At 72.0% G+C, this 26995-nt stretch carries 27 protein-coding genes; 9 read left to right on the top strand and 18 right to left on the bottom strand.

The window, feature by feature from the left end; translation table 11 throughout:
* Positions 1-5: 5 nt before the first annotated feature.
* From ACGFIO_RS04260 to ACGFIO_RS04240, 5 genes are all read right to left on the bottom strand, one after another.
* On the bottom strand, positions 6-1157 hold the full coding sequence (locus tag ACGFIO_RS04260; protein WP_392821788.1) for an LLM class flavin-dependent oxidoreductase: 1152 nt from the start codon (positions 1155-1157) through the stop codon (positions 6-8).
* An 86-nt stretch (positions 1158-1243) separates the two neighbouring features.
* A complete protein-coding gene (locus tag ACGFIO_RS04255) occupies positions 1244-2092 on the bottom strand; it encodes a TauD/TfdA dioxygenase family protein (RefSeq protein ID WP_392821786.1) in 849 nt (282 codons plus the stop codon).
* The gene (locus tag ACGFIO_RS04250) at positions 2089-2856 is read right to left on the bottom strand and encodes an ABC transporter ATP-binding protein (protein ID WP_392821783.1); all 768 of its coding nucleotides are present in this window, start codon (positions 2854-2856) and stop codon (positions 2089-2091) included. Before ACGFIO_RS04250 ends, ACGFIO_RS04255 begins: the two co-directional genes overlap by 4 nt.
* A complete protein-coding gene (locus ACGFIO_RS04245) occupies positions 2843-3862 on the bottom strand; it encodes an ABC transporter substrate-binding protein (protein WP_392821781.1) in 1020 nt (339 codons plus the stop codon). The genes ACGFIO_RS04250 and ACGFIO_RS04245 overlap by 14 nt, the downstream gene beginning before the upstream one ends.
* A gap of 13 nt (positions 3863-3875) precedes the next feature.
* Positions 3876-4727 carry an ABC transporter permease gene (locus ACGFIO_RS04240; RefSeq protein ID WP_392821779.1) on the bottom strand — a complete coding sequence of 284 codons (852 nt, stop codon included), beginning with the start codon at positions 4725-4727 and terminating at the stop codon, positions 3876-3878.
* A 296-nt stretch (positions 4728-5023) separates the two neighbouring features.
* On the opposite strand from ACGFIO_RS04240, the gene ACGFIO_RS04235 reads away from it, so the two are divergent.
* A complete protein-coding gene (locus ACGFIO_RS04235; protein WP_392821776.1) occupies positions 5024-5641 on the top strand; it encodes a class I SAM-dependent methyltransferase in 618 nt (205 codons plus the stop codon).
* 28 nt (positions 5642-5669) lie between these two features.
* Positions 5670-6050, top strand: coding sequence for a DUF6582 domain-containing protein (locus ACGFIO_RS04230; protein WP_392821773.1), 381 nt, complete (start codon positions 5670-5672; stop codon positions 6048-6050).
* Here the strand turns inward: ACGFIO_RS04230 and ACGFIO_RS04225 are convergent.
* Together ACGFIO_RS04225 and ACGFIO_RS04220 are read right to left on the bottom strand one after the other, a co-directional pair.
* On the bottom strand, positions 6047-7306 hold the full coding sequence (locus ACGFIO_RS04225; RefSeq protein WP_392821771.1) for a hypothetical protein: 1260 nt from the start codon (positions 7304-7306) through the stop codon (positions 6047-6049). The two genes, ACGFIO_RS04230 and ACGFIO_RS04225, sit on opposite strands and share 4 nt — an antisense overlap.
* 18 nt (positions 7307-7324) lie before the next feature.
* The gene (locus ACGFIO_RS04220) at positions 7325-8128 is read right to left on the bottom strand and encodes an SDR family NAD(P)-dependent oxidoreductase (protein WP_392821768.1); all 804 of its coding nucleotides are present in this window, start codon (positions 8126-8128) and stop codon (positions 7325-7327) included.
* A 61-nt stretch (positions 8129-8189) separates the two neighbouring features.
* Here ACGFIO_RS04220 and ACGFIO_RS04215 point away from each other — a divergent pair, with 61 nt between their 5' ends.
* The gene (locus ACGFIO_RS04215; RefSeq protein WP_392821765.1) at positions 8190-9374 is read left to right on the top strand and encodes a zinc-dependent alcohol dehydrogenase; all 1185 of its coding nucleotides are present in this window, start codon (positions 8190-8192) and stop codon (positions 9372-9374) included.
* Here the strand turns inward: ACGFIO_RS04215 and ACGFIO_RS04210 are convergent.
* From ACGFIO_RS04210 to ACGFIO_RS04195, 4 genes are read right to left on the bottom strand one after another with little or no spacing between them, the layout of a single operon-like run.
* The gene (locus tag ACGFIO_RS04210) at positions 9364-9786 is read right to left on the bottom strand and encodes an STAS domain-containing protein (protein ID WP_392821762.1); all 423 of its coding nucleotides are present in this window, start codon (positions 9784-9786) and stop codon (positions 9364-9366) included. The genes ACGFIO_RS04215 and ACGFIO_RS04210 overlap by 11 nt on opposite strands.
* A gap of 34 nt (positions 9787-9820) precedes the next feature.
* A complete protein-coding gene (gene dacB / locus ACGFIO_RS04205; RefSeq protein WP_392821760.1) occupies positions 9821-11338 on the bottom strand; it encodes a D-alanyl-D-alanine carboxypeptidase/D-alanyl-D-alanine-endopeptidase in 1518 nt (505 codons plus the stop codon).
* Positions 11339-11347: 9 nt separating this feature from the next.
* Complete coding sequence (locus ACGFIO_RS04200; RefSeq protein WP_392821758.1) at positions 11348-12229, bottom strand: class I SAM-dependent methyltransferase; 882 nt, start codon at positions 12227-12229, stop codon at positions 11348-11350.
* A 12-nt stretch (positions 12230-12241) separates the two neighbouring features.
* Positions 12242-13447 (bottom strand): cytochrome P450, encoded by a 1206-nt coding sequence (locus ACGFIO_RS04195; protein WP_392821756.1) that lies wholly within the window; start codon positions 13445-13447, stop codon positions 12242-12244.
* A 109-nt stretch (positions 13448-13556) separates the two neighbouring features.
* Between ACGFIO_RS04195 and ACGFIO_RS04190 the strand changes: the two genes are divergently transcribed.
* The gene (locus ACGFIO_RS04190; RefSeq protein ID WP_392821753.1) at positions 13557-14234 is read left to right on the top strand and encodes a TetR/AcrR family transcriptional regulator; all 678 of its coding nucleotides are present in this window, start codon (positions 13557-13559) and stop codon (positions 14232-14234) included.
* A gap of 1 nt (position 14235) precedes the next feature.
* Here the strand turns inward: ACGFIO_RS04190 and ACGFIO_RS04185 are convergent, their stop codons facing one another.
* The gene (locus ACGFIO_RS04185; RefSeq protein ID WP_392821751.1) at positions 14236-17409 is read right to left on the bottom strand and encodes a penicillin acylase family protein; all 3174 of its coding nucleotides are present in this window, start codon (positions 17407-17409) and stop codon (positions 14236-14238) included.
* A 144-nt stretch (positions 17410-17553) separates the two neighbouring features.
* On the opposite strand from ACGFIO_RS04185, the gene ACGFIO_RS04180 reads away from it, so the two are divergent.
* The 4 genes from ACGFIO_RS04180 to ACGFIO_RS04165 are packed head-to-tail and all read left to right on the top strand — an operon-like array spanning position 17554 to position 20756.
* A complete protein-coding gene (locus ACGFIO_RS04180) occupies positions 17554-18597 on the top strand; it encodes a FecCD family ABC transporter permease (RefSeq protein WP_392821748.1) in 1044 nt (347 codons plus the stop codon).
* On the top strand, positions 18594-19625 hold the full coding sequence (locus ACGFIO_RS04175; protein ID WP_392821746.1) for a FecCD family ABC transporter permease: 1032 nt from the start codon (positions 18594-18596) through the stop codon (positions 19623-19625). The genes ACGFIO_RS04180 and ACGFIO_RS04175 overlap by 4 nt, the downstream gene beginning before the upstream one ends.
* Positions 19622-20446, top strand: coding sequence for an ABC transporter ATP-binding protein (locus ACGFIO_RS04170; protein ID WP_392821744.1), 825 nt, complete (start codon positions 19622-19624; stop codon positions 20444-20446). Before ACGFIO_RS04175 ends, ACGFIO_RS04170 begins: the two co-directional genes overlap by 4 nt.
* 10 nt (positions 20447-20456) lie before the next feature.
* Positions 20457-20756, top strand: a complete 300-nt coding sequence (locus tag ACGFIO_RS04165) for a hypothetical protein (RefSeq protein ID WP_392821741.1) — start codon at positions 20457-20459, stop codon at positions 20754-20756.
* On the opposite strand, the gene ACGFIO_RS04160 is transcribed toward ACGFIO_RS04165, so the two are convergent.
* Entirely contained in the window at positions 20687-21610 is a 924-nt protein-coding gene (locus ACGFIO_RS04160; protein WP_392821739.1) for a DMT family transporter, read from the bottom strand. The genes ACGFIO_RS04165 and ACGFIO_RS04160 overlap by 70 nt on opposite strands.
* Positions 21611-21680: 70 nt before the next feature.
* Here ACGFIO_RS04160 and ACGFIO_RS04155 point away from each other — a divergent pair, with 70 nt between their 5' ends.
* Positions 21681-22601 carry a LysR family transcriptional regulator gene (locus ACGFIO_RS04155; protein WP_392821736.1) on the top strand — a complete coding sequence of 307 codons (921 nt, stop codon included), beginning with the start codon at positions 21681-21683 and terminating at the stop codon, positions 22599-22601.
* 120 nt (positions 22602-22721) lie between these two features.
* On the opposite strand, the gene ACGFIO_RS04150 is transcribed toward ACGFIO_RS04155, so the two are convergent.
* The 5 genes from ACGFIO_RS04150 to trpB form a co-directional block, all read right to left on the bottom strand.
* Positions 22722-22916 (bottom strand): hypothetical protein, encoded by a 195-nt coding sequence (locus ACGFIO_RS04150; protein WP_392821733.1) that lies wholly within the window; start codon positions 22914-22916, stop codon positions 22722-22724.
* A 171-nt stretch (positions 22917-23087) separates the two neighbouring features.
* Positions 23088-23786 carry a GNAT family N-acetyltransferase gene (locus ACGFIO_RS04145; RefSeq protein ID WP_392821731.1) on the bottom strand — a complete coding sequence of 233 codons (699 nt, stop codon included), beginning with the start codon at positions 23784-23786 and terminating at the stop codon, positions 23088-23090.
* A gap of 462 nt (positions 23787-24248) precedes the next feature.
* Positions 24249-25010, bottom strand: coding sequence for a GntR family transcriptional regulator (locus ACGFIO_RS04140; RefSeq protein ID WP_392821730.1), 762 nt, complete (start codon positions 25008-25010; stop codon positions 24249-24251).
* An 11-nt stretch (positions 25011-25021) separates the two neighbouring features.
* Positions 25022-25798: a tryptophan synthase subunit alpha gene (trpA, locus tag ACGFIO_RS04135; RefSeq protein WP_392821727.1), complete on the bottom strand. Its 777-nt coding sequence runs from the start codon at positions 25796-25798 to the stop codon at positions 25022-25024.
* Positions 25795-26952 carry a tryptophan synthase subunit beta gene (gene trpB / locus ACGFIO_RS04130; RefSeq protein WP_392821724.1) on the bottom strand — a complete coding sequence of 386 codons (1158 nt, stop codon included), beginning with the start codon at positions 26950-26952 and terminating at the stop codon, positions 25795-25797. Before trpB ends, trpA begins: the two co-directional genes overlap by 4 nt.
* Between the last annotated feature and the right edge of the window lie 43 nt (positions 26953-26995).

Below are 26995 nucleotides of genomic sequence, written 5' to 3'. Positions count from 1 at the left end.
CACGTTCATGAGGCCGCCGTCGGTTCGGGCCGCGCCAGGCCCGCGAACGGCACCGAGGTCAGCGCCTCGGCCCGCAGCGGGTTGCGCCACAGTCCGCGGCGGGCCAGTTCGGGCAGCACTCCCTCGCCGAACCAGTACGCCTCCTCCAGGTGCGGATAACCGGAGAGGATGAACTCCTCGATGCCCAGCGACGCGTACTCGGCGATCCGGTCGGCCACCTCGACGTGGCTGCCGACCAGGGCGGTGCCGGCTCCGCCGCGGACCAGGCCGACGCCGGCCCACAGGTTGGGCGAGACGAGCAGGCCGTCACGGGAGCCGCCGTGCAGGGCGAGCATGCGCTGCTGGCCGACCGACTCGCTCTTGCGCAGCCCGGCCTGCACGGCGGCGATGGCGTCGGGCGAGATGCCCTGCAGCAGCCGGTCGGCTTCGGCCCAGGCCTGTTCGGCGGTGTCCCGGGTGATCACGTGCAGGCGGATGCCGAAGCGCAGGTGGCCGCCGCCGATGGACCGGATCCAGGCCAGCTTCCCGGCCACCTGGGACGGTGGTTCGCCCCAGGTCAGGTAGGTCTGCACGTGTTTGACGGCGACCGGGCCGGCGGCCTGCGACGAGCCACCGAAGTAGATCTCCGGGATCGGGTCGGGCAGGCGGCTCAGCTTGGCCCCCTCGACGTGCAGGTGCGGGCCCTCGTGGGTGACCGTCTCACCGCGCCACAGGGCCCGGATGATGGCCAGGAACTCGTCGGTGCGGGCGTACCGCTCGTCCTTGCCGAGGAAGTCGCCGTACGAGCGTTGTTCGGCCGCCTCGCCGCCGGTGACGACGTTGAGCAGGAGCCGGCCGCCGGACAGCCGCTGGAAGGTGGACGCCATCTGCGCGGCCAGGGTCGGCGAGATCAGGCCGGGGCGGAAGGCGACCAGGAACTTGAGCCGCTCGGTGGCCTCGGTCAGCATGGCGGTGGTCAGCCAGGCGTCCTCGCACCAGGCCCCGGTCGGTGTGAGCGCGCCGGTGAAGCCCAGTTGCTCGGCGCTGCGGGCGATCTGGCCGAGGTAGCCGACGGTCAGGGGGCGTACGCCGCCCGCGGAGCCGACCGGTGTGCCGTGCCCCCCACCGACGATGTCCCGGCTGTCCCCGTTGGTGGGGAGGAACCAGTGGAAGTCCATGCCCCAACACTATCCACTATCCCTACCTGAAAGATAGGCTTACCCCGTGCTGACCGTGCGAGGCGTGACACCGGCTCGGGGGCGCCTCAGTTCGGCGGACCGGCCGGGATGTCGCCGCGCAGCGTGATGCGGTGCATGACCCGGCGGTCGGTGCCGTAGTCGCGGTTGGCGTAGTGGGCGGTGCTGCGGTTGTCCCAGAGGGCCACATCGCCGAGCTTCCAGCGGTGCCGGACGATGTGCTCGGGCTTGGTCAGGTGGGCGTACAGCAGGTCGAGGATGGCTCGGCTCTCGAAGTCCGACACGCCGACGATGTGCGAGGTGAAGCCCGGGTTGACGAAGATGCCCTTGCGGCCGGTCTCCGGGTGGACCCGCACGACCGGGTGCTCGACCGGGTCGAGCCGGGTGACCACCTCGCCGTCCCACTCGTTGCCCTGGCCGCCCCGGCGCTGGGCCAGGTAGTAGCCGAACTCGCGGGCGCCGTCGTGCACCGCGGTCAGCTGGTCGGCGAGCCGCTGGACGGGGGCCGCGAGCGAGTCGTAGGCCAGCTGCGAGTCGGCCCAGTTGGTGTCGCCTCCGCTGGGCGGCAGCACGACCGACCGCAGGATCGAGCCGAGCGGCGGCCGCTTCATGAACGTGACGTCGGTGTGCCACACGTCGGCGAAGCCGTTGTCGGTGCTGTCCAGGGCGTACACCTCGGGGTGGGCCGCGTCGACGCCGCCGACCACCGGGTGTGACGCGGTCAGCTCGCCGATCCGCCGGCCCAGGTCGACCTGGGCGTCGTCGTCGAGTTTCTGGTCGCGCAGGAAGAGCACCTTGCGGTCGACCAGGGCCGCGCGCAGGCTCACGACCTCGTCGTCGGACGCGGTGAGCAGGTCGAGGCCGTGCACGATGGAGCCGAAGGCCGGGCCCAGGGGTTCGAGTTCGAGGTCGGTCATACGGAGGTCCCTTCCAGGTTGGCGGCGGCCCGCACGGCGTGGCCGATCTCGGAGCGCAGGGCGGCGTACTCGGGCCGGCCGCGCAGCTCGTCGGGGGCGACACCGCTGCGCGGCAGGTCGATGGGCAGGTCGAGGACGACGCGGCCGGGGCGGGCGCTGAGCACGACGACGCGGCTGCCGAGGAAGACGGCCTCGTCGACGCTGTGGGTGACGAAGACCGACGTACGCCCGGTGGCCGCGCTGACGTTGCGCAGGTCTTCCTGGAGCCGTTCCCGGGTCAGGGCGTCGAGCGCGGCGAACGGTTCGTCGAGCAGCAGCAGCGGGTTGTCCACGGCGATGGCCCGGGCGATGGCCACGCGTTGTTGCTGACCCCCGGAGATCTGCCAGGTACGCCGATGCGCGACGTCATGCAGGCCGACGCGTTCGAGCAGGTCCCCGACCCGGGACACGTCCTGCCCGGCGTACTTCAACGCGAGGGCGACGTTGCCACCGACCGTCTTCCACGGGAACAGCCGCGGCTGCTGGAACACGATCCCGGCCCCGCGCCCGGGCACCGGCGGCTTCCCGGCGGCCCGCACCGTACCCCTCGTGGGTTGTTCGAAGCCGGCGATCAGGCGCAGCAGCGTGCTCTTGCCGCATCCGGACGCCCCGACCAGCACCAGGAACTCGCCCTCGGGCACGGTCAGGTCGACCGGCCCGACCGCGGTCACGTCCCCGTAGGAGTGTTCGACGCCGGTGAGGGCGACCGCGTCAGCCGAGGACATCGGGCAACCCCTTGACGTAGACCGACTTCCGTACGGTGTCCAGGGTGGGCACCGCGTCGATCTTCTGCTGGTCCTTGAGGAACTGCGCCGCGCTGACCAGGTTCTCGGCGATCTTGCCGACCTTGCCGTCGGTGCCCAGCCACTCGTCCGTGGCCAGGTCGGCCGGCTTGAGGTACACGCCCTGGCCGAGTTGCTTCTGCGTCTCCTCGGGGCTGAGGTTGAGCTCGGCCCCGATCGACTTCGACGCGGCCGCCGGGTCACTGGCGATGAGGTTCAGGGCCTGCGCCTCGGCCTTGCGCCACGCGTCGACCGCGTCCGGGTGGGCCTGGGTGAACGCCGTCGAGACGACGCCCAGGTCGAGCGTCGGCTTGCCCGCGGTGGCGAGCTGGCGGCTGCTGATCAGCACCTTGCCGCTCTTCTTGAGCTCGTCCAGCGACGGCAGCCAGGAGTACGCGGCGTCGATGTCGCCCCGGGTCCAGGCGGCCAGGATGTCCTGCGGTTCGAGGTCGACGATGGTCAGCTCGGACTCCTTGACGCCGGCCTGGTCCAGGGCCGCGAGCAGGCTGTAGTGCGAGGTGGAGGCGAACGGCGTGGCCACCTTCTTGCCCTTGAGCCCGGCCACGTCGGTGACGCCGGTGCCGTTGCGGGCGACCAGCGCCTCGTTGTCGCCGGCCACGTCGAGCACGAACCCGACCTGGTAGGGGATGTTCAGCGGGGCCGACAGGCCGCGGGCGACCGGGCTGGACCCGATGGCGGCGATGTCCACGCTCTTGGCCACGAACGCGGTGTTGATGCTGGCTCCGGAGTCGAACTTGGTCCAGGTGATCTTGTAGTCGGGCAGCGCCTTCTCGAGCAGCCCCTGGTTCTTGACGACCAGGTCGCCGCTGGGGAACGCCTGGTAGGCGATCCGGATGGTCTTGGCGTCGGAGGACTGGCCGACACCGGCCGCCCCGTTGCCGCAGGCGGCGAGGCTCAGGAGGACGAGGAACGCGAAGACTTTGCGCACTTGGAACCCGTTTCTATGCACGGCCCCGCCACGGGATCAGCCGGTTCTCGGCCGTCCGTAGCAGGGCGTCGATCAGCAGGCCGGAGAGGCCGATGGCGAAGAGGCCGAGGACGACCACGTCGGTCTGGGAGTAGCGCTGGGCGTCGCGGACCATGCCGCCGATGCCCGGGATGCCATTGATGGTCTCGGCCGCTACGACCGAGGAGTACGCGATGCCGACGGCCAGCCGGATGCCGGTGATGATCTCGGGCAGGGCGTTGGGCAGCACCACGTCCCGGATCACCTGCCCGCGGCCGGCACCGAGCGCCCGGGCCGCCTCGACCAGCCCGGTCGGCGCCGAGTAGACGGCCGACGCGGTGGCCACCGCCACCGGCGGCATCGCGGCGATCGCCAGCAACCACAGCTTGGGCGTCTCGTCGATGCCGAACCAGATGATGAACAGGCTGAAGTAGGCCAGCGGCGGCAGTGCCCGGACGAAGGTGACGACCGGTTCGGCGACCACCCGGATCCAGCTCACCGTGCCCATCACGACGCCGGCGAGCAGGCCGGCGGCGACGCCGATGACCGACCCGATCAGGATCCGGCGCAGGCTGACCCCGAGGTGTTCGATCAGCAGGTGGCCGCTGTAACCACGGACGCCGTCGTGCGTGGTCGAGGTCAGGATCAGCTGATGCCAGACGGCGCCGGGCGAGGGGATGAACGTCGGGTTCCGCATCACCCGCGCGGTGATCTCCCACAGGGCATAGAGGACGACCAGCGACAGCAGTCGCAACAGGACGCGCCGGCGCCGGCCGCCACGCGGGGCGAGCGCGCCGGGGCGCTGTCCGGTGTCGGCGGGCGCGGGCGCCGTGAGAGTGGAGGTCACCCCCAATTCCTACAGGTCAGATCGGTCTTGAGGCAATGGGGTGACGACCGCTGTATCACATGTCAGGACGGGCGGACCTCGACCTGACCGTTCTCCACCCGGGTCCGCAGCAACGGCTGGTCGTTCGCGGCCGGCCCGTGCTTCACCTTGCCGTCGACCAGCCGGAACACGCTGCCGGGCCAGGGCCGACCACGCAGGCGTCGCGGCCCGCACCGATCACCTCGCCGTCGCCCAGCGGGCCGGTCTCGTGGCCGCAACGCTCGATCATGGCCGCGGGGCTGGATATCGTCGCGGCTGTGAGTGCCTACGACGCAGTGGCCGAGGCGTACGCCGAGTTGTTCCGCGACTCGCTGAACGAGAGTCCGCTCGACCGCGCGATCCTGAGCGCGTTCGCCGACCTGGTCACGACCGTCGGCAATGTGCGGGTCGCCGATCTCGGCTGCGGGCCGGGACACGTCACGGCCCACCTCGCCGGCCTCGGTCTGGCCGCGATCGGCGTCGACGCCAGCACGGGCATGATCGACCTGGCCCGGGCGGCGCACCCGGGCCTGCGGTTCGAGGTCGGCTCGATGGCCGCGCTGGACATCGCCGACGGCACGCTGGGCGGCGTCCTGTCGCGATGGTCGATCATCCACACTCCCCCGGCGGAGGTTCCGGGTGTCCTGGCCGAGTTCGGTCGCGTGCTGGTGAACGGCGGTCACCTTCTGATCGGCTTCTCGGCCAGCGCCGACGCGGACCATCCGACGCAGGTCTTCGACCACACCGTCGAGCCGGCCTACCGCTGGTGGCCCGACCACCTGGCCGGGCTGCTGCGGGGCGCGGGGCTGGCCGAGGTGGCCCGGATGGTCACACAGCCCGAGCCGGCCGACCGCCGGCAGTTTCTCGGGGTGTATCTGATCGCGCGCAAGGACTGACGCGGGCCGAAGTGGGTAAATCGCGGACATGGCCAAGGGCAACGAACTGGACGCCGCGGAGCGCAACGCCATGCAAGACAGCACGTTCGCGTTCCCCCGCGTCCGCAAGGAACCACTCAACGACGCGCGGCACGTCCGCAACGCCATCGCCCGGTTCGACCAGGTGCGCGACGTCAGTGACGCGGAACGGGCCGAGGCGTTCCGGCGGATCAGGAAGGCCGCCGAGAAGTACGGCGTCGAGCTGACCGAGTCGCGCTGGCAGGACCTGGGCAAGCCGAGCACCACGATGAAGTCGTCGGACAAGCCGCGCTCGAAGGCCCAGCTCTACGCCGACGCGCGTAGGAAGGGCATCGCGGGCCGTTCCACGATGACCAAGGACGAGCTGGCCCGGGCGCTGCGGGCGGGTTAGTTCGGGGAGCGTCGTACGGCCACCACGCCGGCCAGGCCTTGGAGCTCGTCGGTCAGGGCGGGGTAGGTGGCCGCGTTGGCCAGGTCCATGTCGAAGTAGTACGGCAGGGTCGCGACCGCCGCCGCGGGCACCTTGCCGCCGCCGCAGTACGTCTGCCGGAAGCCCTCCGAGTCGGGCTGCCAGATCAGCTCGCCCAGGCTGCCGGCGTTGCTGCGGAAGATCGCCGCGTCGACCAGCGCCCGTTCCTGCGGTGTCGACGTGTTGCTCACGAAGATTTTGACGTGGGTGCCGTCGCGCGCCTCGGGTGACTCCGGTGGCGGGCCGGTCGGGTGGCAGGGCTGGGCGGTGGCGGCCGTGCCGCTCAGAGCCCAGGGCAGGACGGCGGCGAGCAGTGCGACCAGCACGGTGGCCCCGGCGATGCGCCGGTGCTGGACGATTCCGCGGGCCAGCGTGTGGACGGCCGGTCGGCGGGCGACCGCGTAGAGGATCATCACGCCGGCGACGATGGCCGCCAGGACGGCCGGGCCGCGCCCGAGGTCGTAGAAGCCGCCCCACCACGGACTGTCCATCGGTGTCTCTTCGCCGGGCCGGAGCGTGCTCGGCAGCAGCAGGACGAAGCACGTCACGGCGCCGACCTTGAGCAGGCCGCGGGCGGGCGGATGGGCGCTGCGGTGGACCCAGACGGCCAGGATGAGCACCAGCAGGGCGCCGGCGGCGGCACCGCCCCAGGTCGCCGCGGTGACCCCGGCCGGTGGCTGACGCCACAGCTCGAAGCCGGCGGCGCCGTTCGAGTCGTACGACTGGCGCCCGCTCCAGTAGTGGTCGGAGAAGCTCAGCACCAGGCCGGGGCGGGTCGCCCAGAACCGGGCGTCGTACTCGGCTCCGGCGTCGACCAGCGGCTCGGGTTCCACCACTCGGTAGTCGTGGATGTCCCAGCCGGCGGCGGCCAGCCGGTCCCGCACCCCGGCGCTGTACGCGGCCACGTTCCTGGTCGCCTCGGTGTGCTTGACCCAGTAGCCGACCGAGCCGTACTTGACGCCCTCGCCGTCCCCGAAGGGCTCGATGATCGGGGCGTTCCCGCCGCCGTACACCCGCAGGCCCGGGAAGGCGGTGAAGCGCAGTTCCTCCGCCGCCGCCCCGGAGGGCAGGTCAGGCGTGAACTCCAGGGCGAGGCGGGAGCCGGCGAAGGCGCCGACCCACGCCCCGGCCAGGGCGATCAGCACTGCGACCACGATGATACGGATGCGTCTCGTCATCAGGTCGCAGACGATATCTCACTGCTGCAATTTCTCACCGTCGGTGGCCCCGCCGGGCTCGGCCATCCTGCGGTGCATGGCCGCCTTGGCGCTGTCCGGCATCACCTTCGAGGCGGCACCCTGGATCTTGGTCTTGGCCGAGCCGGCGACGACCTTCTGCTTGCCCTTCATCATGGCCGCGAAGCCCTGCTTGGCCACCACCGCTGGGTCGTCCTTCTTACTCGCGCCGACCGGCGTGTCGTCCATCTCGGCGCGGTGGAAGAAGTTGGTCTCGGTGGGCCCGGGCATCAGCGCGGTCACCGAGACGCCGGTGTCCCGCAGTTCGTCGCGCAGCGCCTCGGCGAAGGACTGCACGAACGACTTGGACGCGTTGTAGACCGCCTGGTAGGTGCCCGGCATCATCGACGCGATCGACGACGTGAAGAGCACCTGGCCGCCCTCTTCCAGCATCAGCGGCAGCAGCCGCTTGGCCAGGTGGACGGTGCCGGTGACGTTGACGTCGATGACGTTCAGTTCCTCGATCAGGTCGGTCTCGCGGACGAAGTCGCCGCCGAACCCGCGGCCGGCGTTGAGGGCCAGGGCGCTGAGCCGCCGCCCGGCCGCGTTGACCGCCCGGTAGACCTCCTCGCAGCCCTCGTAGGTGGCCAGGTCGGCCTGGACCGCGGTGGCTCCGAGCTCGGCCGCCGTCGCGGTGATGCCGGCGTCCTCGGCCACGATCAGCACGTCGTAGTCGTGTTCGACGAACTGCTTGGCCAGCTCGTACCCGATGCCGCTGGACGCACCGGTGATCACCGCGAACTCTCGTGTGTCAGGTGTTGTCATGCCCCTTGGATCCCCACCAGGGGACGTGATTAACGCACCGGCTCAGGGGCACACGACACGTATGCGAGCACTCACCTGGCAAGGAACCGGCAAAGTCGCCGTCGAACATGTGGAAGACCCGAAGATCCAGGACCCGACGGACGCGGTCATCCGGGTCACGTCCACCGCGATCTGCGGCTCCGACCTGCACCTCTACGACGTGCTGGGTATGTATCTGGATTCCGGCGACGTGCTCGGGCACGAGCCGATGGGCATCGTCGAGGAGGTCGGTGCCGAGGTCACGCACATCAAACCGGGCGACCGGGTGGTGATCCCGTTCAACATCTCCTGCGGGCACTGCTGGATGTGCTCCCGCGGGTTCTTCGCCCAGTGCGAGACCACCCAGGTGAAGGACCAGGGCAAGGGGGCGTCGCTGTTCGGCTACACCAAGTTGTACGGGCAGGTGCCCGGCGGCCAGGCCGAGTACCTGCGGGTCCCGCAGGCGCACTTCGGCCCGATCAAGGTGCCGGACGGGCACCCGGACGAGCGCTACCTGTTCCTGTCCGACGTGCTGACCACCTCGTGGCAGGCGGTGAAGTGGGCCGACGTGCAGCCGGGCGACACGGTGCTGGTCACCGGCCTGGGCCCGATCGGGCAGATGTGCGCCCGCATCGCCCGTCACCTCGGCGCGGGGCGGGTGATCGCGGTCGACAACGTCCGCGAGCGGATCGCGATGGCCGAGCGGCACGGCATCGAGGTGCTCGACTTCGACTCGATCGACGACATCCCGGCCGCGGTGCTGGACATCACCGACGGGCGCGGCGCGGACAGCGTGGTCGAGGCGGTCGGCATGGAGGCGCACGGCACGCCGTTCCAGTCGGCGGCGATGAAGGCCGCCGGTATGCTGCCCGACCCGATCGCGCGGAAGGCCACGGAGACGTTCGGCGTGGACCGGATGGGCGCGCTCCGGACCGCTTTCGCCAGCGTACGGCGGGCCGGCACGATCTCGATCATCGGTGTCTACGGTGGCGAGGCCGACCCGTTCCCGATGATGGACCTGTTCGACAAGGGCGTGACGATGCGCATGGGCCAGGCCCACGTGAAGCGCTGGGTCGACGACATCATGCCGCTGCTCACCGGCGACGACGATCCGCTGGGCGTGGACGACCTGGTCACCCACCGGTTGCCGCTGGACGAGGCGCCGCACGCGTATGACATCTTCAAGAACAAGCAGGACGGCTGCATCAAGGTCGTGCTCAAGCCCTGAGCCCGGGCCTGGGCGGGGCGGTCAGCAGGTCCTCGCGACGGACACAGACGACGACCGGGTCGGGCCCGGTGTAGCCGTCCGGCTCGGCCAGCCGGCTCCAGGCGCCGGCGGTGTCCAGCACCAGCGCCGGCATCCCGGCCGGGTTGACGACGCGCATCGTGCGCCGGTGCCGGGCGGCGATCTCGTTGCACTGCAACAGGACGGTGACCGTGCTGGCGTCGATGAAGGTCACCGCACCGAGGTCGATCGTGACGGTGGCGCAGCCGTCGCTGATCGCCGCCTCGACCGCGGCGATCAGCAGGTGGTTGTTGTCCCGGTCGAACTCGCCGCCGGCGGCCAGCCGCACCAGGCCGTCGGCGGACGCGTCCGGGGTGACCACGCCCGGAACCCTCGGGCCGTCCGATCCGGTCATCCCGGCTTCTCCCCTCACGCGTCGGCCGGCCCTGTCAGCAGGCCTTGACCCAGGAACATTCGAGGTCGCCGCCGGGCTCGGCCGCCGACCGGGCCCGGGCCGCCACGGGAGCGGCACCGCCGGCGCCGGCCAGGGTGACCGCGGCGGCGTCGAGCACCGGTGTGGCGCTGACCAGTGCGGTGTTGACGATCATGGAGAAGACCAGGCGGCGGCCGCCGGCGTCGGTGACGTAGCCGGACAGCGCGTTGACCCCGGTCAGGGTGCCGGTCTTGGCGTGTACGTTGCCGGCGGCCGGCGTGCCGGTCATCCGGCTGCGCAGGGTGCCGCCGACCAGCCGGTCGGGCTGGCCGGCGATGGGCAGGGCGGCGTACCAGTCGGGGAACCACGGGCGTGAGCGGGCGGCGAGCAGCGCGGTGCTCAGCTGCCGGGTGGTGAGCCAGTCGCGGCGGCTGAGCCCGGAGCCCTCGGCCGAGCGGATCACGTCGGTACGGACGCCCAGCGCGGCCACCGCGCCGTCGGCCACCGCCAGACCGGCCGGCCACGAGCCCTGCCCCGAGCGCAGCCGGCCCATGGTCTTGACCAGCACCTCAGCGTGCATGTTGTTGGAGAGCTTGAGGAACGGGACGAGCATCTGGCGCAGCGTCATCGACCGGTCGGTGGCGACCGTCCGGGCCCCGCCGGGCGTGACGCCGGTGACGGTCCGGCCGCGTACCCGAACGCCGTGGCGGGCCAGGGCGTCCCGGAAGACCGAGGCGGCGTACACGGCCGGGTCCTCGACGGACAGATAGTCCTGGCCGGGTTCGGCGGTGCCGGCCGGGACCGAACCGGTGACCACCACCGTGTTCGTGCCGTGCCGGCGGACCGCGGTGAGCGTGGCGGCGCTACCGGCCGCGCCGGTGACGGCCCGGTTGACCACCCGGACGTAGTGGTTCGGCGGCACCATGGTCACCACGGCAGGGGCGCCGGCCCGCCGGCCAGGGCGGCTCTCGACGATGACCGCGCCGGCGTCGTAGTCGGTGTCCGGCGCCAGGCTCAGCGCTGAGACCGGGGCCGCGTACGAGTACGGCTCGTCGTCCCAGGCCCAGTCGCTGCCGAGGGGCACGTCGTCGAACCAGGAGTCGTCGGCGACCAGGTCACCGCCGACCACCCGGACGCCGGAACGCGCCACCGCGGCGGCGAGTGCGTCGAGGTCGGCCGCCAGCACCGTCGGGTCGCCGCCACCGCGCAGGTAGAGGTTCCCGCCGCGGGTCAGCACGTCGGTGCGGAAGCGGTGGTCCGGGCCGAGCACCTCGAGCGCGGCGATCGAGGTGAGCACCTTCTGGTTGGAGCCGGGGATCAGCCGGTCGTTGACGGCCCGCTCGTAGAGTGCCGCCCCGGTCGTCGCGTCGCGTACGTCGACGCTGGTGGCCGCTCCGGCCAGCCGCGCGTCGGCGAAGACCTGGTCCAGGGCGGCGGTCAGGGCCGGATCACCGCCCGCACCGGACACGGCCGAGGCCGGTCCGAGTGTTACCACCATGGTTAACGCCGCGCATACCGCAATGAACCCCCGCATGTCCACATGCTAGGCCCGCAACCCGACAGCACAGAAGCGTTCGGGCACGTCAACGTATTCGGCGAGTCGCCAGCCGGTGCGGGCGAGGGCGGCGGTCAGGACCGGCTGGTTGAGCAGCTCGTCCGGGTCCAGGGTGCGGCCGTGCCGGGCGGCCAAGGCCTGGCGGCCGGTCGGGTGGAAGAGGATCAGGCGGCCGCCGGGGCGGGTGATCCGGGCCAGTTCGGTCAGGGCCTCATCGCCGTCGGGCAGGTGGGTCAACAGGCCGGCGGCGAACAGGGCGTCGGCCGTACCCGTGGCCAACGGCAGTTGACGGGCGTCGGCCAGCAGGAGCGTGGCGGCGCAGGACCGGGCCCGGGAGGCGGCGGCGGACAGCATCTCGGCGGTGTGGTCGACGCCGACGACGGTGCCGGCCGGGCCGACCGCCGCCCGCAACGGCGGCAGCGCCCGGCCGGTGCCGCAGCCCACGTCGACCGCCACGCCGCCGGCCGGGACGCCGGCCGCGGCGACGGCCCGCGCGTACGCCGGGAGATCGTCACCGAATGTGGTGTCCCAGTTCGCCGCCCGCACGGCGAAGAACGCCTGTGACTCGCTGCGGTACCAGCGTTCGGCGGGCAGGAGCGCCGGGTCGAGGTGACGCAGGACCGGCCAGCCGGAGTCGGTGAGGTCGACGACCGCGCCGACCGGCCGGTGCCCGGCGGCGCGGGACGTGCGTACCCAGATGGTCAAGCCGGCACCGACGGCACCCACCTCGACCGGCGCGTCGACCAGCGGGCGCAGGCGCCGGGCCAGCAGTTCGGCCGCCGCCGGTGGGCCGTCCACCGCGATCGGGCCGGTGGGCGGGGCGACGGCGGCCAGGTAGCCGAGCACGGTGGCCCAGCGGCGCTCGCTCATCGGGACACCATGTCACCACCGGACCGGCAGTTCGTGGACGCCGTAGACCGCGGCATCGTGCTTGAACGGGATGCTGTCGCGGTCGGCGGCCAGCGCCAGCGTCGGGATGCGCCGGTAGAGCGTGCCGTAGACGACCTGCAGCTCGACCCGGGCCAGGGGCTGGCCCAGGCACTGGTGCACGCCGAACCCGAAGGCGACGTGCCGGCGGGCGTCGCGGGTCACGTCCAGGCGGTCCGGGTGGTCGAAGACCGACGGGTCGCGGTTGCCGATGTCGTTGGCCATGATGACGCCCTCGCCGGCCCGGATGGTCTGGCCGGCCACCTCGATGTCGGCGAGCGCGACACGGCGGCGGCCGTTGTGCGTGATGTTGAGGTAGCGCAGCAGTTCCTCGACCGCGCCGGCGATGACCTTCGGGTCGCCGGTGTCCCGGATCAGGGCGAGTTGCTCGGGGTTCTCCAGCAGCGCCATCGTGCCCAGGGCGATCATGTTGGCGGTCGTCTCGTGCCCGGCGATCAGCAGCAGCACCCCGATGCCGGCCGCGTCGGCTCGGGTCAGTTCGCCGTTGCGCACCCGCTCGGTCAGCGTGGACAGCAGGTCGTCCTGCGGTCGTTCGGTCTTTTCGATCAGCAGATCGTCGAGGTAGTCGTGCAGCTTCTGGAACGCCGCCCCGCGTTCCTCGGGACTGGCCGAGCGACTGATCAGGTTCTTGCTGCTGTGCTGGAAGAAGTCGTGATCGGTGTACGGGACCCCGAGCAGTTCACAGATCACCAGCGAGGGCACGGGCAGCGCGAACGACTCGACCAGGTCGGCCGGGTTCGGGCCGGCGAGCAGGGTGTCGATCCGTTCGTCGACGATCCGCTGGATGGCCGGACGCATCTGCTCGACCCGCTTGATCATGAACGGGGCGGTGACCATCTTGCGCAGCCGGGCGTGTTCGGGGTCGTCCATCAGGATGAAGCCGATGTTGCCGGCGCCGACGACCCGGCCCGGGGTGCCGGACGGGTAGCCCGGTTTGGTCACGTCGGAGCTGACCCGGCTGTCGGCCAGCACGGCGCGCTGGTCGGCGTACCGCGTCACCACCCACGCGGTGCTGCCGTCGGGAAGCCGCACCGGGGCGAGCGGGGTCTCCTCCTGGAGCTCGCGGAGGCCCGGCGGCGGGTCGAACGGGCATCCGGCGGCTCGCGGCATCGGAAATTCTGGGGCATCAACGCTGGTCATGGAGCGTCCTTCCACAGTGCGGACGTATCACCGCGAATCAGCCAATCGCATGGGCACTTATAAATCAAGTGATTGACTTAGGCGTAGAGGGCCTATTCTGACCTTCACCATGAGCCGGACGACGACCGATCCTCAGCGCCTCGGGCGGGCCACCCGCTCCGAGCAGGTCGAGCACACCCGCGCCCGAATCCTGGCCACCGCCGAGCGGCTCTTCGCCGAGCACGGCGTCAACTCGGTCTCCAACCGGCAGATCAGCGAGGCCGCCGGCCAGGGCAACAACACCGCCGTCGGCTACCACTTCGGCACCAAGGCCGACCTGGTCCGGGCCATCATCCGGCGCCACGCCGGGCCGACGGAACGGCTGAGCGAGGAACTGCTGCGGAGGTACGGGGACAGCGACGACCTGCGCGACTGGGTCACATGCATCGTCCGCCCGTTCACCGGCCACCTCGCCGCCCTCGACCCGCCGACCTGGTACGCCCGCTTCGCCGCCCAACTCCTGACCGAGCCGCGGCTGCGCGAACTGGCCAGCGCCGAGATGCACGACGCCCCGGCCCTGCAGACGGTTTACGCCGGCCTGAACCGCTGCCTGCCCGATCTGCCGCCCGACGTCCGCACCGCCCGCGCCGAGATGGCCCACACCCTCCTCGTGCACCTGTGCGCCCAGCGCGAACGCATCCTGCCGGCCGATCCGGCGGCCGCCGCCGAGGTCTGGTCGGCGACGGCCGCCGGCCTCATCGACGCCATCGAGGGACTGTTCCGCGCCCCGGTCACGCCGGCGCCCTGACCTACCGGCCGTACACCTCCAGCTCGTAGATCGAGAAGCCGTACGACGTGGCCCGGCTCTGCCCGAAGACCCGCAGGTAGCGGGCGGTGCGGGTCGGGAAGGTGACGGTGTCCAGGCCACCGTCGCCCCCGGCCACGGTGGCCACCGTGGTCCAGGTGGTGCCGTCGGGTGAGGTTTCGACGCGGTACGTGGACGCGAACGCCGACTCCCACCGGATCAGCGCCCGCGCGACCGGCCGGGAGCTGCCCAGATCGACCCGCAGCCACTGGTTGTCGGACCACGAGCTGGCCCACCGGGTGCTGAGGCTGCCGTCGACCGCGTTGGCCGCCGGGTTGCCGCTCTGCACGCTGGAGGCGGTGACCGGCCGGTCGGCGGCCAAATTGCCGACGTCGTCGCCGCGGCCGGCCGGGAACGAAATGACCTGCTGGTAGGTGGGGCGGTTCTGCCAGGCGATCAGGCGATGCTTGATGCCGCCGAGCGGCGACTGCACGATCGCGTCAGCGCACCACTGGTCGCCGGCCGAGCACAGGTCGTCGCCCGGATAGGTGGTGGTGGCCGGTTCCGCCAGGGCCGCCGACAGGCTGGTCAGCAGGGCGGTCCGGCAGGCGCCGACGGCTCCCCCGCCGCAGTACTTCGTGTTCCACTGCGGGACGCTGTCGCCCAGGGTGGCGCGCAGGTCCTTGTCGACCCAGCCCCACCAGCCGTACTGGAAGGACGAGCCCTTGTGCGCCTGGGACTCGTTGGCCGAGGTGGGCAGCGTGGACACCGGGCCGGTCTGGCCACCCGACGGCGACTCGTTGATCTGCAGGGTGTCGAGCAGCGCGGTGAACAAGTCCTCGCCGAGGCCGGTGCGGAAGGCGGCCTGCGCCAGCCGCGGCCACCACGCGTCGAAGATGCGGATCGCGTCGGCGTCGGCGTAGGCCTTCGAACCGGCCGCGGTCTCCTGTCGGTGCGCCCCAGCGGCCAGCCAGGCCCGCAGCTTGGCCACGGCGGCGGCCTGGGTCGCGTCCGTGACCGGGGCGGTGTCGATCACCCGGAGCAGGACCGGCAGCACCTCGGAGCCGCGCAGGTCGACCGTGGCGGCCGACTGCACGACCTTGACCAGGGCGGCCCGGTCATACTTGGTCCCGGCCGCGATGCCCGCCTTCAGGGGCTTGTCCAGCAGCTCGCCCCGGTGCACCGAGCCGAAGCTGAAGTTGCCGTCGGCCGCGCCGTAGCCCGCCGCCTGCTTGTTGTTCCAGCTGACGAAGTAGTCCTGGTTGGTCGCCTGCGGGTGCGCGGACGCCGGCTGGTAGGTCGCCACGTTGGTCAGCGGATCCCAGCCCGGCCACTCGTAGGCCGGTTCGGCGCGGGTCGGCAGGTTGGGGTCGGCGCCGGTGGCCCGGACCGGCTGGGCGCCGGAGGTGAACATGGCCGCGTCGGCGGAGTTGACGTAGAACCAGTTGAAGGCGAAGGAGATGTTCGAGGCGCTGGCGCGGAACGCGGCCGGCGTACCCATCTGATCGGTCTCGTTGAACATCTGGAACCCGATGGCCGAATCGGCCTCGTGCCGGTAGGTCGAGCGCAGGTTGGTGAACGCGGTCGGCGTTCCGCCGGACAGCCCGCGCCAGGTGACCAGGCCGTAGCGGGTGCGCTGGACGGTCAGCCGGTAGGAGCCGGCCGCGGTGCTGTCGGCGGTGGTCGGCTTCCAGGCGTTGGCGCGGGTCAGGTTCTCCATGGCCAGGCACTGGCCGTGGTAGAGGTAGCCGCCCGAGTTGACGGTGGGCGTGCCCCCGCCCGGCTCGCACAGCCGCACGGCGAAGGTGTCGGTGATGTCCTGCAGTGACGAGGTGGCGCTCCACGCGTAGTCCGGGCCGCGGCCGATCAGCGTGTAGAGGTTGAGTCCGCTGAAGGCGATGCCGCGGGTGCGGATGCCGGGGCCGGTCAGCTCCTGGAGCATCAGCAGCTGCGGCGCGAAGTAGCCGGTCTGCGGGCCGAAGACCGCGACCGGGTGGCCGGTGGCGCTGTGGGCCGCGGAGACCACGGCCGCGTTGGACATGCCCTTGTGAGAATCGAATTCGAGGGTACGCAGGGAGTCCGCGATCGCGCTGTCGCCGGAGGCGCCGGTGGCCGCCGAGCCGGTCCGGTCGAACACGATCGGGGCCGGCGTCGCGGTCCCGGCGTCCGGCATGGCGACCCCGGCGGCGTTCGGGTCGCCTCCGCCGTACGGGAAGGACTGTCCGTTGTGCAGGGTCAGCACGGTCTCCGGGTCGTTCTGGGCGCGGAACTGCTGCCACACCTGATCGCCCGCGGTGGTTCCGTACTTGGCCCGGGCGGCGATGCGCACCAGCGCGGACTGCATCTCGTGCCCGCCGCCCCCACCGAACAGGCCGCCGATGACGCCGCCGATCGCGATCAGGTCCTCGGGTACGAACGGCTCCGGCCCGCCCTGGTTGGTGATCGCGTCCAGGTGCCCGGTCAGCACGTACTCGCCGGGACAGTCCCGGGCGGCCATGCAGTCGGCCTCGTACTTGTTGATCCCGGCCAGGTAGCTCTGCACGTCGTCGTAGAGCTGCTGCCCCCGCGGCCCGGACGCGCGCAGGGCGTTGATCTGCGCGGTCAGATCCGATTCGAGGTACGGCGAGGTACGCCACACGCTCTGCTCGAGTTCCCGGTTGCCCTCGGCGCCGCCGGCGAACGGGGTGAGCGTGCCCCGCCCGACGTGGCGCATCAGGTCCATCAGGAAGAGCCGGTCCTGCGCGCCCGCGTACCCGGCGCCGAACATCGTGCCGGCCCGCGTGGTCCCGGTGATGTGCGGGATGCCGGCCTTCCGGTCGCGGACGATCGTGACGTCGGAGCGCGGCGAGTAGCTGCGTTCCACATCGGCGGCGGCCACGCCGAACGAGCTGTCGTTGAAGAACGCGTTGATCTGGTCGCCGGTCAGGCCGGTGTATCGGTAGCCGAGGTCGGCGTACGGCGTGAGCTGGTCGTCGGCGTGTGGCGGCTGGGTGCCGAAGGCCTGGTTGGCGAGGATCTGGACGAGGTCGGCGTCGCCGTTCTCACCCGGCGGCAGGATGTCCGAGCACTCGCCCAGGCAGTAGTCGTCGGCGCTGAAGGCGGCTTCGGCCGGCTGCGCCTGGATCGGCACGAGCCCGGCCGAGGCCAGCAGGAGGACGAGGAGCGAGCGTCGGAGCATGGGGGACCCCCTCGCGAAACACGAACTTGTTTCACGAAGATTAAGTCCGTGTCGACTGTTACACCAGAGGTCTGTCTTGATCCTCATCGATGCCTGCCGGCGCCTCCGTCACCCGGCAACGGCAGCGTAGGTTAGCCTCACCTTATGAGCGCGGGGACGGAAGAGGCATCGACCCAGGTCGCGGTGCGGCCGTCCCGCCGCCGTACCCGCTGGACCGGCCTCGCCGCCGGAACCTTGGCCCTGGTCGTCGCCGTCGTGCTGAGCGTCGCCGTCGGCAGCCGCTCCCTCGGGCCGGCCACCGTCTGGCAGGTGCTCTGGCACGACGACGGCTCCGCCGCAGCGGTCATCGTGCACCAGATCCGGCTGCCCCGGACCGTCCTCGCGGTCGGTGTCGGCGCCGCCCTCGGCCTGGCCGGCGCGGTCATGCAGGCGCTCACCCGCAACCCGCTGGCCGAGCCCGGCCTGCTCGGCGTCAACCTCGGCGCCGCCACCGGCGTCGTCGTGGCCATCGCGTTCCTGGGCATCGGCAGCGTCACCGGCTACGTGTGGTTCGCGTTTCTCGGCGCGGCGCTCACCTCGGTCGTCGTCTTCGCGCTGGGCGGGTCGGGCCGGGCACCGACCCCCGAGCGGCAGGTGCTCGCCGGGGTGGCGTTCTCGGCCGTGCTCGGCGCGCTGATCTGGGCCGTACTGGTCACCCGGCGCGAGACGTTCGACCGCTACCGGCACTGGGACATCGGATCGCTGTCCGACCGCGACAACGCCGTGATCGCTCAGGTCGGGCCGTTCCTGCTGGCCGGCATCGCACTCGCGCTGGCGCTCGGCCGGCAGCTCAACGCGCTCAGCATGGGCGACGAGGCGGCCACCGCGCTGGGCGCGCACCCGGCGCGGATCCGGGCGCTCGGGATCGCCGCGGTCACGCTGCTGTGCGGCGCCGCCACCGCCGCGGCCGGGCCGCTCTACTTCGTCGGGCTGGCCGTGCCGTACGCCGCCCGCATGTTCACCGGCGCCGACAACCGCTGGATCCTCGCGTACTCCGTGCTCCTCGGTCCGGTCCTGGTCCTCGGCTCCGACGTGCTGGGCCGGGTGCTGGTGGCCCCGGCCGAACTGCCCGTCGGCGTGGTCACCGCCTTCCTCGGCGCGCCGCTGTTCATCGCCCTGTGCCGCCGCCGGAAGCTGAGCTCGCTGTGACCACCACGCACCTGACCGTCCGGGCCGGTGGCCTCTCCCTGCGGCTGCACACCCGCGCCCTGGTCGTGGGCGCCGGCCTGCTCCTCGTCGCCCTGGCCATCGCCCTGGTCAACCTGTCCGTCGGCGACTTCCCGGTGCCGGTCGCCGACGTGCTGCGCAGCCTGGCCGGGCGGGGCGACGCGGGCACCGACTTCATCGTCTACCAACTGCGGCTGCCCCGGGTGCTGGTCACACTGCTGGTCGGCGCGGCGCTCGGGGCCAGCGGCACGATCTTCCAGGGCCTGACCCGCAACCCGCTGGGCAGCCCCGACTTCGTCGGCCTGACCGTCGGCGCGGCCACCGGCGCGCTGATCACCATCCTGATCCTGAACGCCGGCGGCTACCTGGTCGCGGCCGGCGCCATCATCGGCTGCCTGGCCACCGCGGCCGGCATCTACCTGCTCGCCTTCCGCCGCGGAGTGCAACCGTTCCGGCTGGTGCTGATGGGCGTCGGGGTGTCGGCGCTGCTCGACTCGGTCAACTCGTTCCTGATCTACCGGGCGCGGCTGGACGAGGCCCTCGCGGCGCAGGTGTGGCTGATCGGCAGCGTGAACGGGCGCGGCTGGACCGAGGTGTGGCTGATCGCCGCCACGCTGGCCCTGCTCCTGCCGGTGGTGCTGCACCAGGCGCGGCATCTGGACATGCTCGCGCTCGGCGACGAGACGGCGGTGCTGCACGGCGTACCCGTCGAACGAAGCCGGGCCATCCTCGCCCTCGCCGCCGTCGGCCTGTCGGCCGGGGCGACCGCCGCGGCCGGACCGGTCGCCTTCGTCGCGCTGGCCGCCCCTCCCCTGGCCGCGAAGCTGACCCGATCACCGCACGCCGGGGTGCTGCCCGCCGCGATGATGGGCGCCGCCCTGCTCAGCGCCGGCGACTGGCTGGCCCAGCACGCGCTGCCGGGCAACGACGTTCCCGTCGGCGTCGTCACGGCGGCGCTCGGCGGCGTCTACCTGACCTGGTTGCTGTTCCGTGAGAGAGGTGCCCGGTGACCGCTCGTCTGCAGGCCTCCCAGCTGACCCTGGCGTACGACCGGCGGGTGGTGGCCGAGAACCTCGACGTCACCGTCACCGACGGCTCGTTCACGGTGATCGTCGGACCCAACGCCTGCGGCAAGTCGACGCTGCTGCGCTCGCTCGCCCGGGTGCTCAAACCGCAGTCCGGCGCCGTCTACCTGGACGGGCAGGCGATCGCGTCGTACCCGTCGAAGCAGGTCGCCAAGCAGCTCGGCATGCTCCCGCAGTCCCCGGTGGTGCCGTCCGGCGTGGTCGTCGAGGAACTGGTCGCCCGCGGCCGGTTCGCGCACCAGCGTGTACTGCGGCAGTGGTCGGCCGAGGACGAGGCCGCCGTCCGCGACGCCATGCGGCAGACCGAGGTGACCGACCTGGCCGACCGGTTCGTCGACGAGCTCTCCGGCGGGCAGCGGCAGCGCGTCTGGCTGGCCATGGCGCTGGCCCAGCAGACCCCGATCCTGCTGCTCGACGAACCGACCACCTTCCTCGACCTGTCCCACCAGTTCGAGGTGCTCGACCTCTGCGCCGACCTGCACGAGCAGGGCCGCACCATCGTGGCCGTGCTGCACGACCTCAACCACGCCTGCCGGTACGCCACCGAGCTGATCGTGATGCGCGGCGGGCAGGTGCTGGCCCAGGGGGCGCCGGCCGAGGTGATGACCGCGGACCTGGTCGAGTCGGTGTTCGGCATGCCGTGCCGGGTGATCGCCGACCCCGAGACCGACACGCCGCTGGTGGTGCCGGCCGGGCGGGCCCGCCGCCGCGCCCACGCGCTTCCGTCCACAACGGACGCCCTGTAACCATGCCCGGGTGGTGGCCCTCCTCCGGCGGCGCGAGACCATCACGGCCAACGGCCTGAGCCTCTTCAACTCCCTCGGGACGCGGCGCCGCACCACGACCATCGCGGTCGGCCCGGCCCCGGTGGCGGTGGCCCCGGTGGCGGCGGCATCGGCGGCGGCGGCGAGTTCATCGGCGTGGGCGGTCACGAACCGCTGGGTCTCGTCGCGCGACCAGGGCCGGGCCCAGTTCCCCGGTGTCGGCTACCTGACGTTCGCCGGTGCCTGGCCGGCCGGCACCATGCGCTCGACGGTCACCGACCGCCCCTCCTGACCCGGCCGCGGCCGTCTCGTCGACAGCCAGCAACCGGCGGCGACCAGAGCGAACCCGACCGCGGTGGGTACGCCGAACGGCTCGTTGAGCAGCATCACTCCGAGCAGCACCGCCACCACCGGGTTGGCGTAGGTGACCAGCCCCGCCCGGCCCGAACCGGCCAGCCCGATCAGCTCGTAGAAGGCGAGCATGGCCAGAGCCGTGCAGAGCAGACCCAGCCCGATCAGGGCGGCCCAGGACAGCGCGTGCACCGGCGCGGTGGGCAACGTGAGCAGGCCGACCGGCGCCAGCAGCACCGCGGCGACCGAGGTGGTGCCGGCGGCCAGCGCCTCCGGAGGCAGACCGGCGGCCCGGCGCTGCACCAGGATCGTCGCCACGGCATAGCTGAGCGCGGCCAGCAGCACCATGCCCGCGCCGAGCAGGCCCAGCCGGTCGCCGGAGACGTCCAGCCCGACCAGCAGCCCCACACCGGCGAAGCCGACCACCAGACCCGCCGCCCGCCCCCGGGTGAGCGGCTCGCGGCGCAGCATGAGCAGCGCGATGGCCGCCGGCTCGATGGCGATGAGCAGGCCGGTCAGCGAGGAGGTGATGTGCGTTTCCCCGTAGGTGATGAGCAGGAACGGGATCACCACGTGGATCACCGCGATGGTCGCCACGGTGCCGTAGCGCCCGCGCAGGGCCACGAGCGTGCCCCGCCGCGCGGCGAATGGCACGAGCACCAGGGCGGCGATCAAGACCCGGCCGGCTACCACCAGGCCCGGCGACAGGTCCTCGATGGCGACCTTGATGAGCAGGTACGGGATGCCCCACAGCACGGAGACCAGGACGAAGAGGGACCACGCTCGACGATTCACACCCCCAGCCTCTCGGCGTAGGGTGTTAAGCGGTAGTGGCGACTTGCTGGTCAGGTGTTAAGGAAAACTTATGATCGATGTACGCAGGCTCCAGGTGCTGGCCGAGGTCGCCCGGCACGGCAGCTTCAACCGGGCGGCGGCCGAGCTGCGGCTCACCCCGTCGGCGGTGTCGCAACAGATCAGCGCCCTCGAACGAGCCGTCGGCGCGGCGGTCGTCGAGCGCAGCACCCGCGGGGTCGAGCTGACCGAGGCCGGGCGGCTGCTCGTGGCCACGGCGGAGGCGGTGACCGCGGAGCTGGCGCGTACCGAGAAGGAGCTGGACCGCCTCGCCCACGCCCCGACCGACCGGATGACCGTCGCCACGTTCACCAGCGGTGGCCAGCGCCTGCTGCCCGCCGCGCTGCGCCGGCTGGCCGCCGACCGGCCCGGCGTCGAGTTCACCGTGCTCGAACGCGACCCCGAGGACAGCCTTCCGCAGGTCCGCTCGGGCGAGGCCGACCTGGCGCTGGTCTACCACTTCGACGGGCCGCCGCCGGTCCGGCCGGGCGACCGGTCCGGGCTGATCTGGACGCCGCTGATGGAGGACCCGATGTTCGTGGTCCTGCCGGCCGGGCACCGCTTCGCCGAACGGGACACGCTGCGGATCGCCGACCTGGCCGGGGAGCGCTGGGTGCACGGCTGCCTGGAGATGGGCGACATGCTCGACCGCTACACGGCGCTGGCCGGGTACGAGCCCGACGTGGCCTGCCGTGGGACCGATTACGTCTTCGCGCAGTCGCTGGTCCGGGCCGGGGTCGGCATCAGCATGATCCCGCAGGTGGCGCTGGTGGCCGACCAGGGCGGCCTGGTCGCCGTGCCGCTGACGCCGCCTGGTCCGTGCCGCCACGTCGGCGTGGTGACAGCCCGGCGGCGCCGCCCCGACCCGCTGACGGACGCCCTCCTCCGTTCCCTCCGCGACACCGTCGCCGCCCTCCCCGTCTCCGCCCCCTAATCCCCCGCCAACCCCAGTGGTAGCCCTCCGCGGCATCCGCCCCTCCAACGCCGCCCCGCCTACCACCGCCACCCAGTGGTTAGCCCTCCGCGGCATCCGCCTCGCGAATGCCACCCCTGACTACCACTGACCGCTGCGGCGGCAGCCCCTGGCGGTGATCGCCTCGCGCACGCCGCCCATGACGACCACCGCCCAACCCCAGTGGTAGCCCTCGGCAGTGACCGCCTCGCGCACGCCGCCCATGACGACCACCGCCCAACCCCGGTGGTAGCCCTCGGCGGTGACCGCCTCGCGGAAGCCGCCCCCGGCTACCACCGACCGCTGCGGTAGTAGCCCTCGGCAGTGACCGCCTCGCGCACGCCGCCCCTGGCTACCACCGACCGCTGCGGTAGTAGCCCTCGGCAGTGACCGCCTCGCGGAAGCCACCCCTGGCTACCACCGACGGCTGCGGTAGTGGCCCTTGGCGGTGGCCGGTTTGCTGGGGGGTCAGCGGCTCGTTCGGTAAGCCGTGAAGCTCAACCGCTTGCGCAGCGTGAAACCGATCGACTCGTAGAGCCGGATCGCCGCCACGTTACTGGCCGAGGCGTGCAGGAACGGCGTCTCGCCACGGCCCCGGATCCCCGCCGCCACGGCGCGGACCAGGCGGGTGGCGTATCCGCGGCCGCGGAAGGCGGGATCCGTGCACACCGCGCTGATCTCGGTCCAGCCTGGCGGGTGCAGCCGCTCGCCCGCCATCGCCACCAGCCGTCCGCCGCTGCGCAGGCCCAGGTAGGTGCCCATCTCCACGGTCCGCTGCAGGAACGGGCCGGGCTGGGTACGCCGGACCAGATCCAGCATCTCCGGAACGTCGTCGGCACCCAGCACTACCGCGTCCGGGTCGGGTTCGGCCCGCAACGCCACGTCGATCAGCTGCACGCCCTCGACCGTCAGGCCGCGTTCCCAGCCCGGCCGGTCGGCCTCGGGCACACCGGCCAGAGTGATCTCGACGCCCGGCCCGACCAGAGCGGCCAGGTCGGACCAGGCCGCCGGGTCAGCCGGATCGGCCAGCCCGTGCCAGGGCGCGACGTCCGGGTGGTAGCGCCCGGCCTGCCCGCGAACCTCGGCGAACCGTGCATGCGGACCACACAGCGCGGCCCACGCGGGGTTGTCCAGCACCCCCGGCCCGACCGTCTCCGCGATGCTCATCGTCACTTCCCGTCGATCGGCAGGCCCGGCGGGTTGATCTCGCTCGCCTCGTTGGTCAGGTTCCAGCGGGCCACGATCTTCCCGTAGCCGCCCGACTCGACCAGCCCGCCGAGAGCCGCCGCGAGCCGCCTTGAACAGGCCGTTGTCCTTCTTTGTAGTTAATGCGATCTTGCCCTGCGGGCCGGCGTCGGCGCCTATGATCTCGGTCTCCCCCACCACCGCGACGTGGTGGGCGCAGGTCGGGTTCGGCCCGAATACGCGTGGATCTGGCCCGAGCCCAGGTCCAGGTAGAGCCCCGACGTCTCGAAGATCAGAGGCCCGACCCCAGCGACACCCCCGCCTGCAGCCGGATCGCGCCGTCCACGTCCGTCCTCGCAGCGCCCACGCCACCGCGCCCGGCTCCCGCAACACCGGCTCCTGTCGCACTCAACCCCACCGTGCGCCTCCACCGCGCGGACCGGCCTACCGGAGTGCCGGGAAGGCGGAAGCCGTCGCCCCTCGGGTATGGACCGCCCGGACTTCGATCAGGTCGCCCAGGATGGTCGCGCGGTCGAACACCACCGCGATGTCGTTCTCGGCGTAGGTCGTGCGGTCGCTGTGCAGGACCGGCGCGCCCGCCGGACGGTTGAGCATCGCTGCGAGGGCGTCCTCCAGCAGCGCCGGTGCGAGCCGTTCGTCGGCACGTACCACTGTGGTGCCGACGGCGGCGAGCGCGTCGTAGAGCGACGTCACCGAGAGGTCGACCCCCGCCATCTGGCGCGTGAACTCCCCCGGGACCCAGGACGTCTGGTGGATCGCCGGGGTGGTCCCGAGGCGGCGCAGGCGCTCGATGCGCAGACCGGGCGAGCCGGCCGGGCGACCGAGCCGCTCGGCCACCCAGTCGGGCAGGGTGACCTCCTCGCGGGCCAGGACCACCGTGTCCACCGTGTGTCCCTGCGCCCGCAGGTCGTCGGAGAGGCTCCGCAGCGGGCCCATCGTGTGGGCCGCCTTGGGACCGGAGACGAAAGTCCCGCGCCCCGGCTCCTGGCTCACCAGGCCCTGGTCGGCGAGCTGACCGAGCGCCTGCCGCAGGGTCATCAGCGTGACGCCGTAGGACGTGCTCAGCTCCCGCTGCGGCGGCAGTGCCTGCCCGGGCCGGAACTCGCCGATCGCGATGCGGTGCTGAAGGTCGGCGGCGATCGTGGCGTATTTCGGCTCGCGCCGCTCGCCATCCCTCACCGCCACGGGACACTCCGTCAGTCATCGGGGCCGTCCAGCGCCGCGCGCATCCGCGCGAGGCCGACCCCGACGGCTCCGGGTGAGGCGCCGTCGAGCACCTGCTGCATCAAGGCCGAGCCCACGATAACACCGTCGGCACGAGCAGCCGCGGCACGCGCGGAGGCCGGCGTGGACACGCCGAACCCGAGCAGTACGGGCAGGTCGGTGGCCGCCTTTACCTGCTGCGCGAGGTCACCGGCGGTCGCCGGTAGCGCATCCCGGGCGCCGGTGGTGCCCATCAGGCTCACGGCGTACACGAAGCCGCTGCTCCGCCTGGCGATCTCGCGCAGCCGCCCGGGAGTCGTCGCCGGCGACACCAGCAAAACCACGTCGAGGCCGGTGGCGGCGGTCGACAACTCGTCCACCTCGTCGACCGGAACGTCGGGGACGATGAGCCCGGAGACGCCGGCCGCCCGCAACGCCTCGCAGAACCAGGCCGCGCCGCGACGGAAGACCAGGTTGGCGTAAGTCATCGCGACCAGCGGCAATCGCAGGTCGAGGCGGGCGATGTCGTCGAGGATGCCGTCAACCGAGGCGCCGCCCGCCAGCGCGGCGTCGGAGGCCCGCTGGATGGCCGGTCCGTCGAGCATCGGGTCGGAGAACGGCAGCCCGATCTCGATGACGTCGGCGCCCGCGTCGGCCGCGGCGCGCGGATAGTCGGTCCAGTTGCTGGTCACGCCGCCGGTCACGTACGGAACAAGCAGCTTGCGCCCCGCATCCCGCACGTGGCGGGTGTGCGCCTCCAGTGTGTTCACGTCGCCTCCATCAGAGTTGCCATGTCTTTGTCACCACGGCCGGACAGGGTCAGCAGCACCGTCGCGCCACGCCGGATCTCACCCGTGGCGACGGCGTTGACCAGCCAGGCCACCGCGTGCGCCGACTCGAGGGCGCAGATGATGCCCTCGGCCCTGGCCAGCCGGTGGACGGCCGCCACCACGTCGGCGTCGCCCGCGGTGACGTATCGCGCCTGGCCGGTGCCCGCGAGCCAGGCGTGCTCGGGACCGACGCCCGGGTAGTCGAGCCCGGGAGCGATCGAGTGCGCCTCGGCAATCTGGCCCTCGGCATCCTGCAGAACCCTGGTGCGGAACCCGTGGAGGATGCCGTCGGACCCCGCCGTCACGGCCGCGCCGTCCTCGGCTTCGACCCCGATCAGCCGGGCCGGCGTGTCCAGGAAGGCTGCGAACGTACCCGCCGCATTGGATCCTCCACCCACACAGGCGACGACGAAGTCGGGGATCATCTCGAGCTGGCCGCGCGCCTCATCGCCGATCACCCGCTGGAACTCGCGGACCATCCACGGGTAGGGGTGTGGGCCCATGACCGAGCCGAGGCAGTAATGACTGTCGTCCACGGCCGTCACCCAGTGGCGCAACGCCTCGGTGCAGGCGTCCTTGAGTGTGCGGCTGCCGGTGCTGACCGGCACGACCTCGGCCCCCAGAGTCCGCATGCGGAAGACGTTGAGCGCCTGCCGCTCGATGTCGCGCTCTCCCATGAAGACGGTGGTGGGCATGCCGAGCAGCGCCCCGGCGGTCGCCGTGGCCACACCGTGCGAGCCGGCGCCGGTCTCGGCGATCAGCCGCCTCTTGCCCATCCGCTGGGCCAGCAGTGCCTGACCCAGGACATTGTTGATCTTGTGTGAGCCGGTGTGCGCCAGATCCTCGCGCTTGAGCAGGACGGTGACGCGCAGTTCCTCAGACAACCGCAGGGCGGGCGTGACCGGCGTCGGCCGTCCGGCGTAGACACGAAGGAGGTGGTCGAGATGGGCCCGGAAGCCGGCGTCGCCCCAGGCGTCGCGGAACGCCCGCTCGACGTCCTCGCAGGCCGGCACCAGCGACTCGGGGACGAAGCGACCGCCGTACTCCCCGAAGCGCCCCGCTCCGATCGGCGGGTCGACAGTTCTAGAACTCATGCGCTAAGTTGTAGCACATGATGAGCGGGAGTTCTAGAACTGG

It is taken from the genome of Actinoplanes sp. NPDC049265 (genome assembly GCF_043197135.1).
In the GTDB taxonomy this organism is placed as follows: domain Bacteria; phylum Actinomycetota; class Actinomycetes; order Mycobacteriales; family Micromonosporaceae; genus Actinoplanes.
The sequence above is the reverse complement of the archived record's forward strand: the minus strand, read 5'-3'. Positions and strand labels throughout refer to the sequence as shown.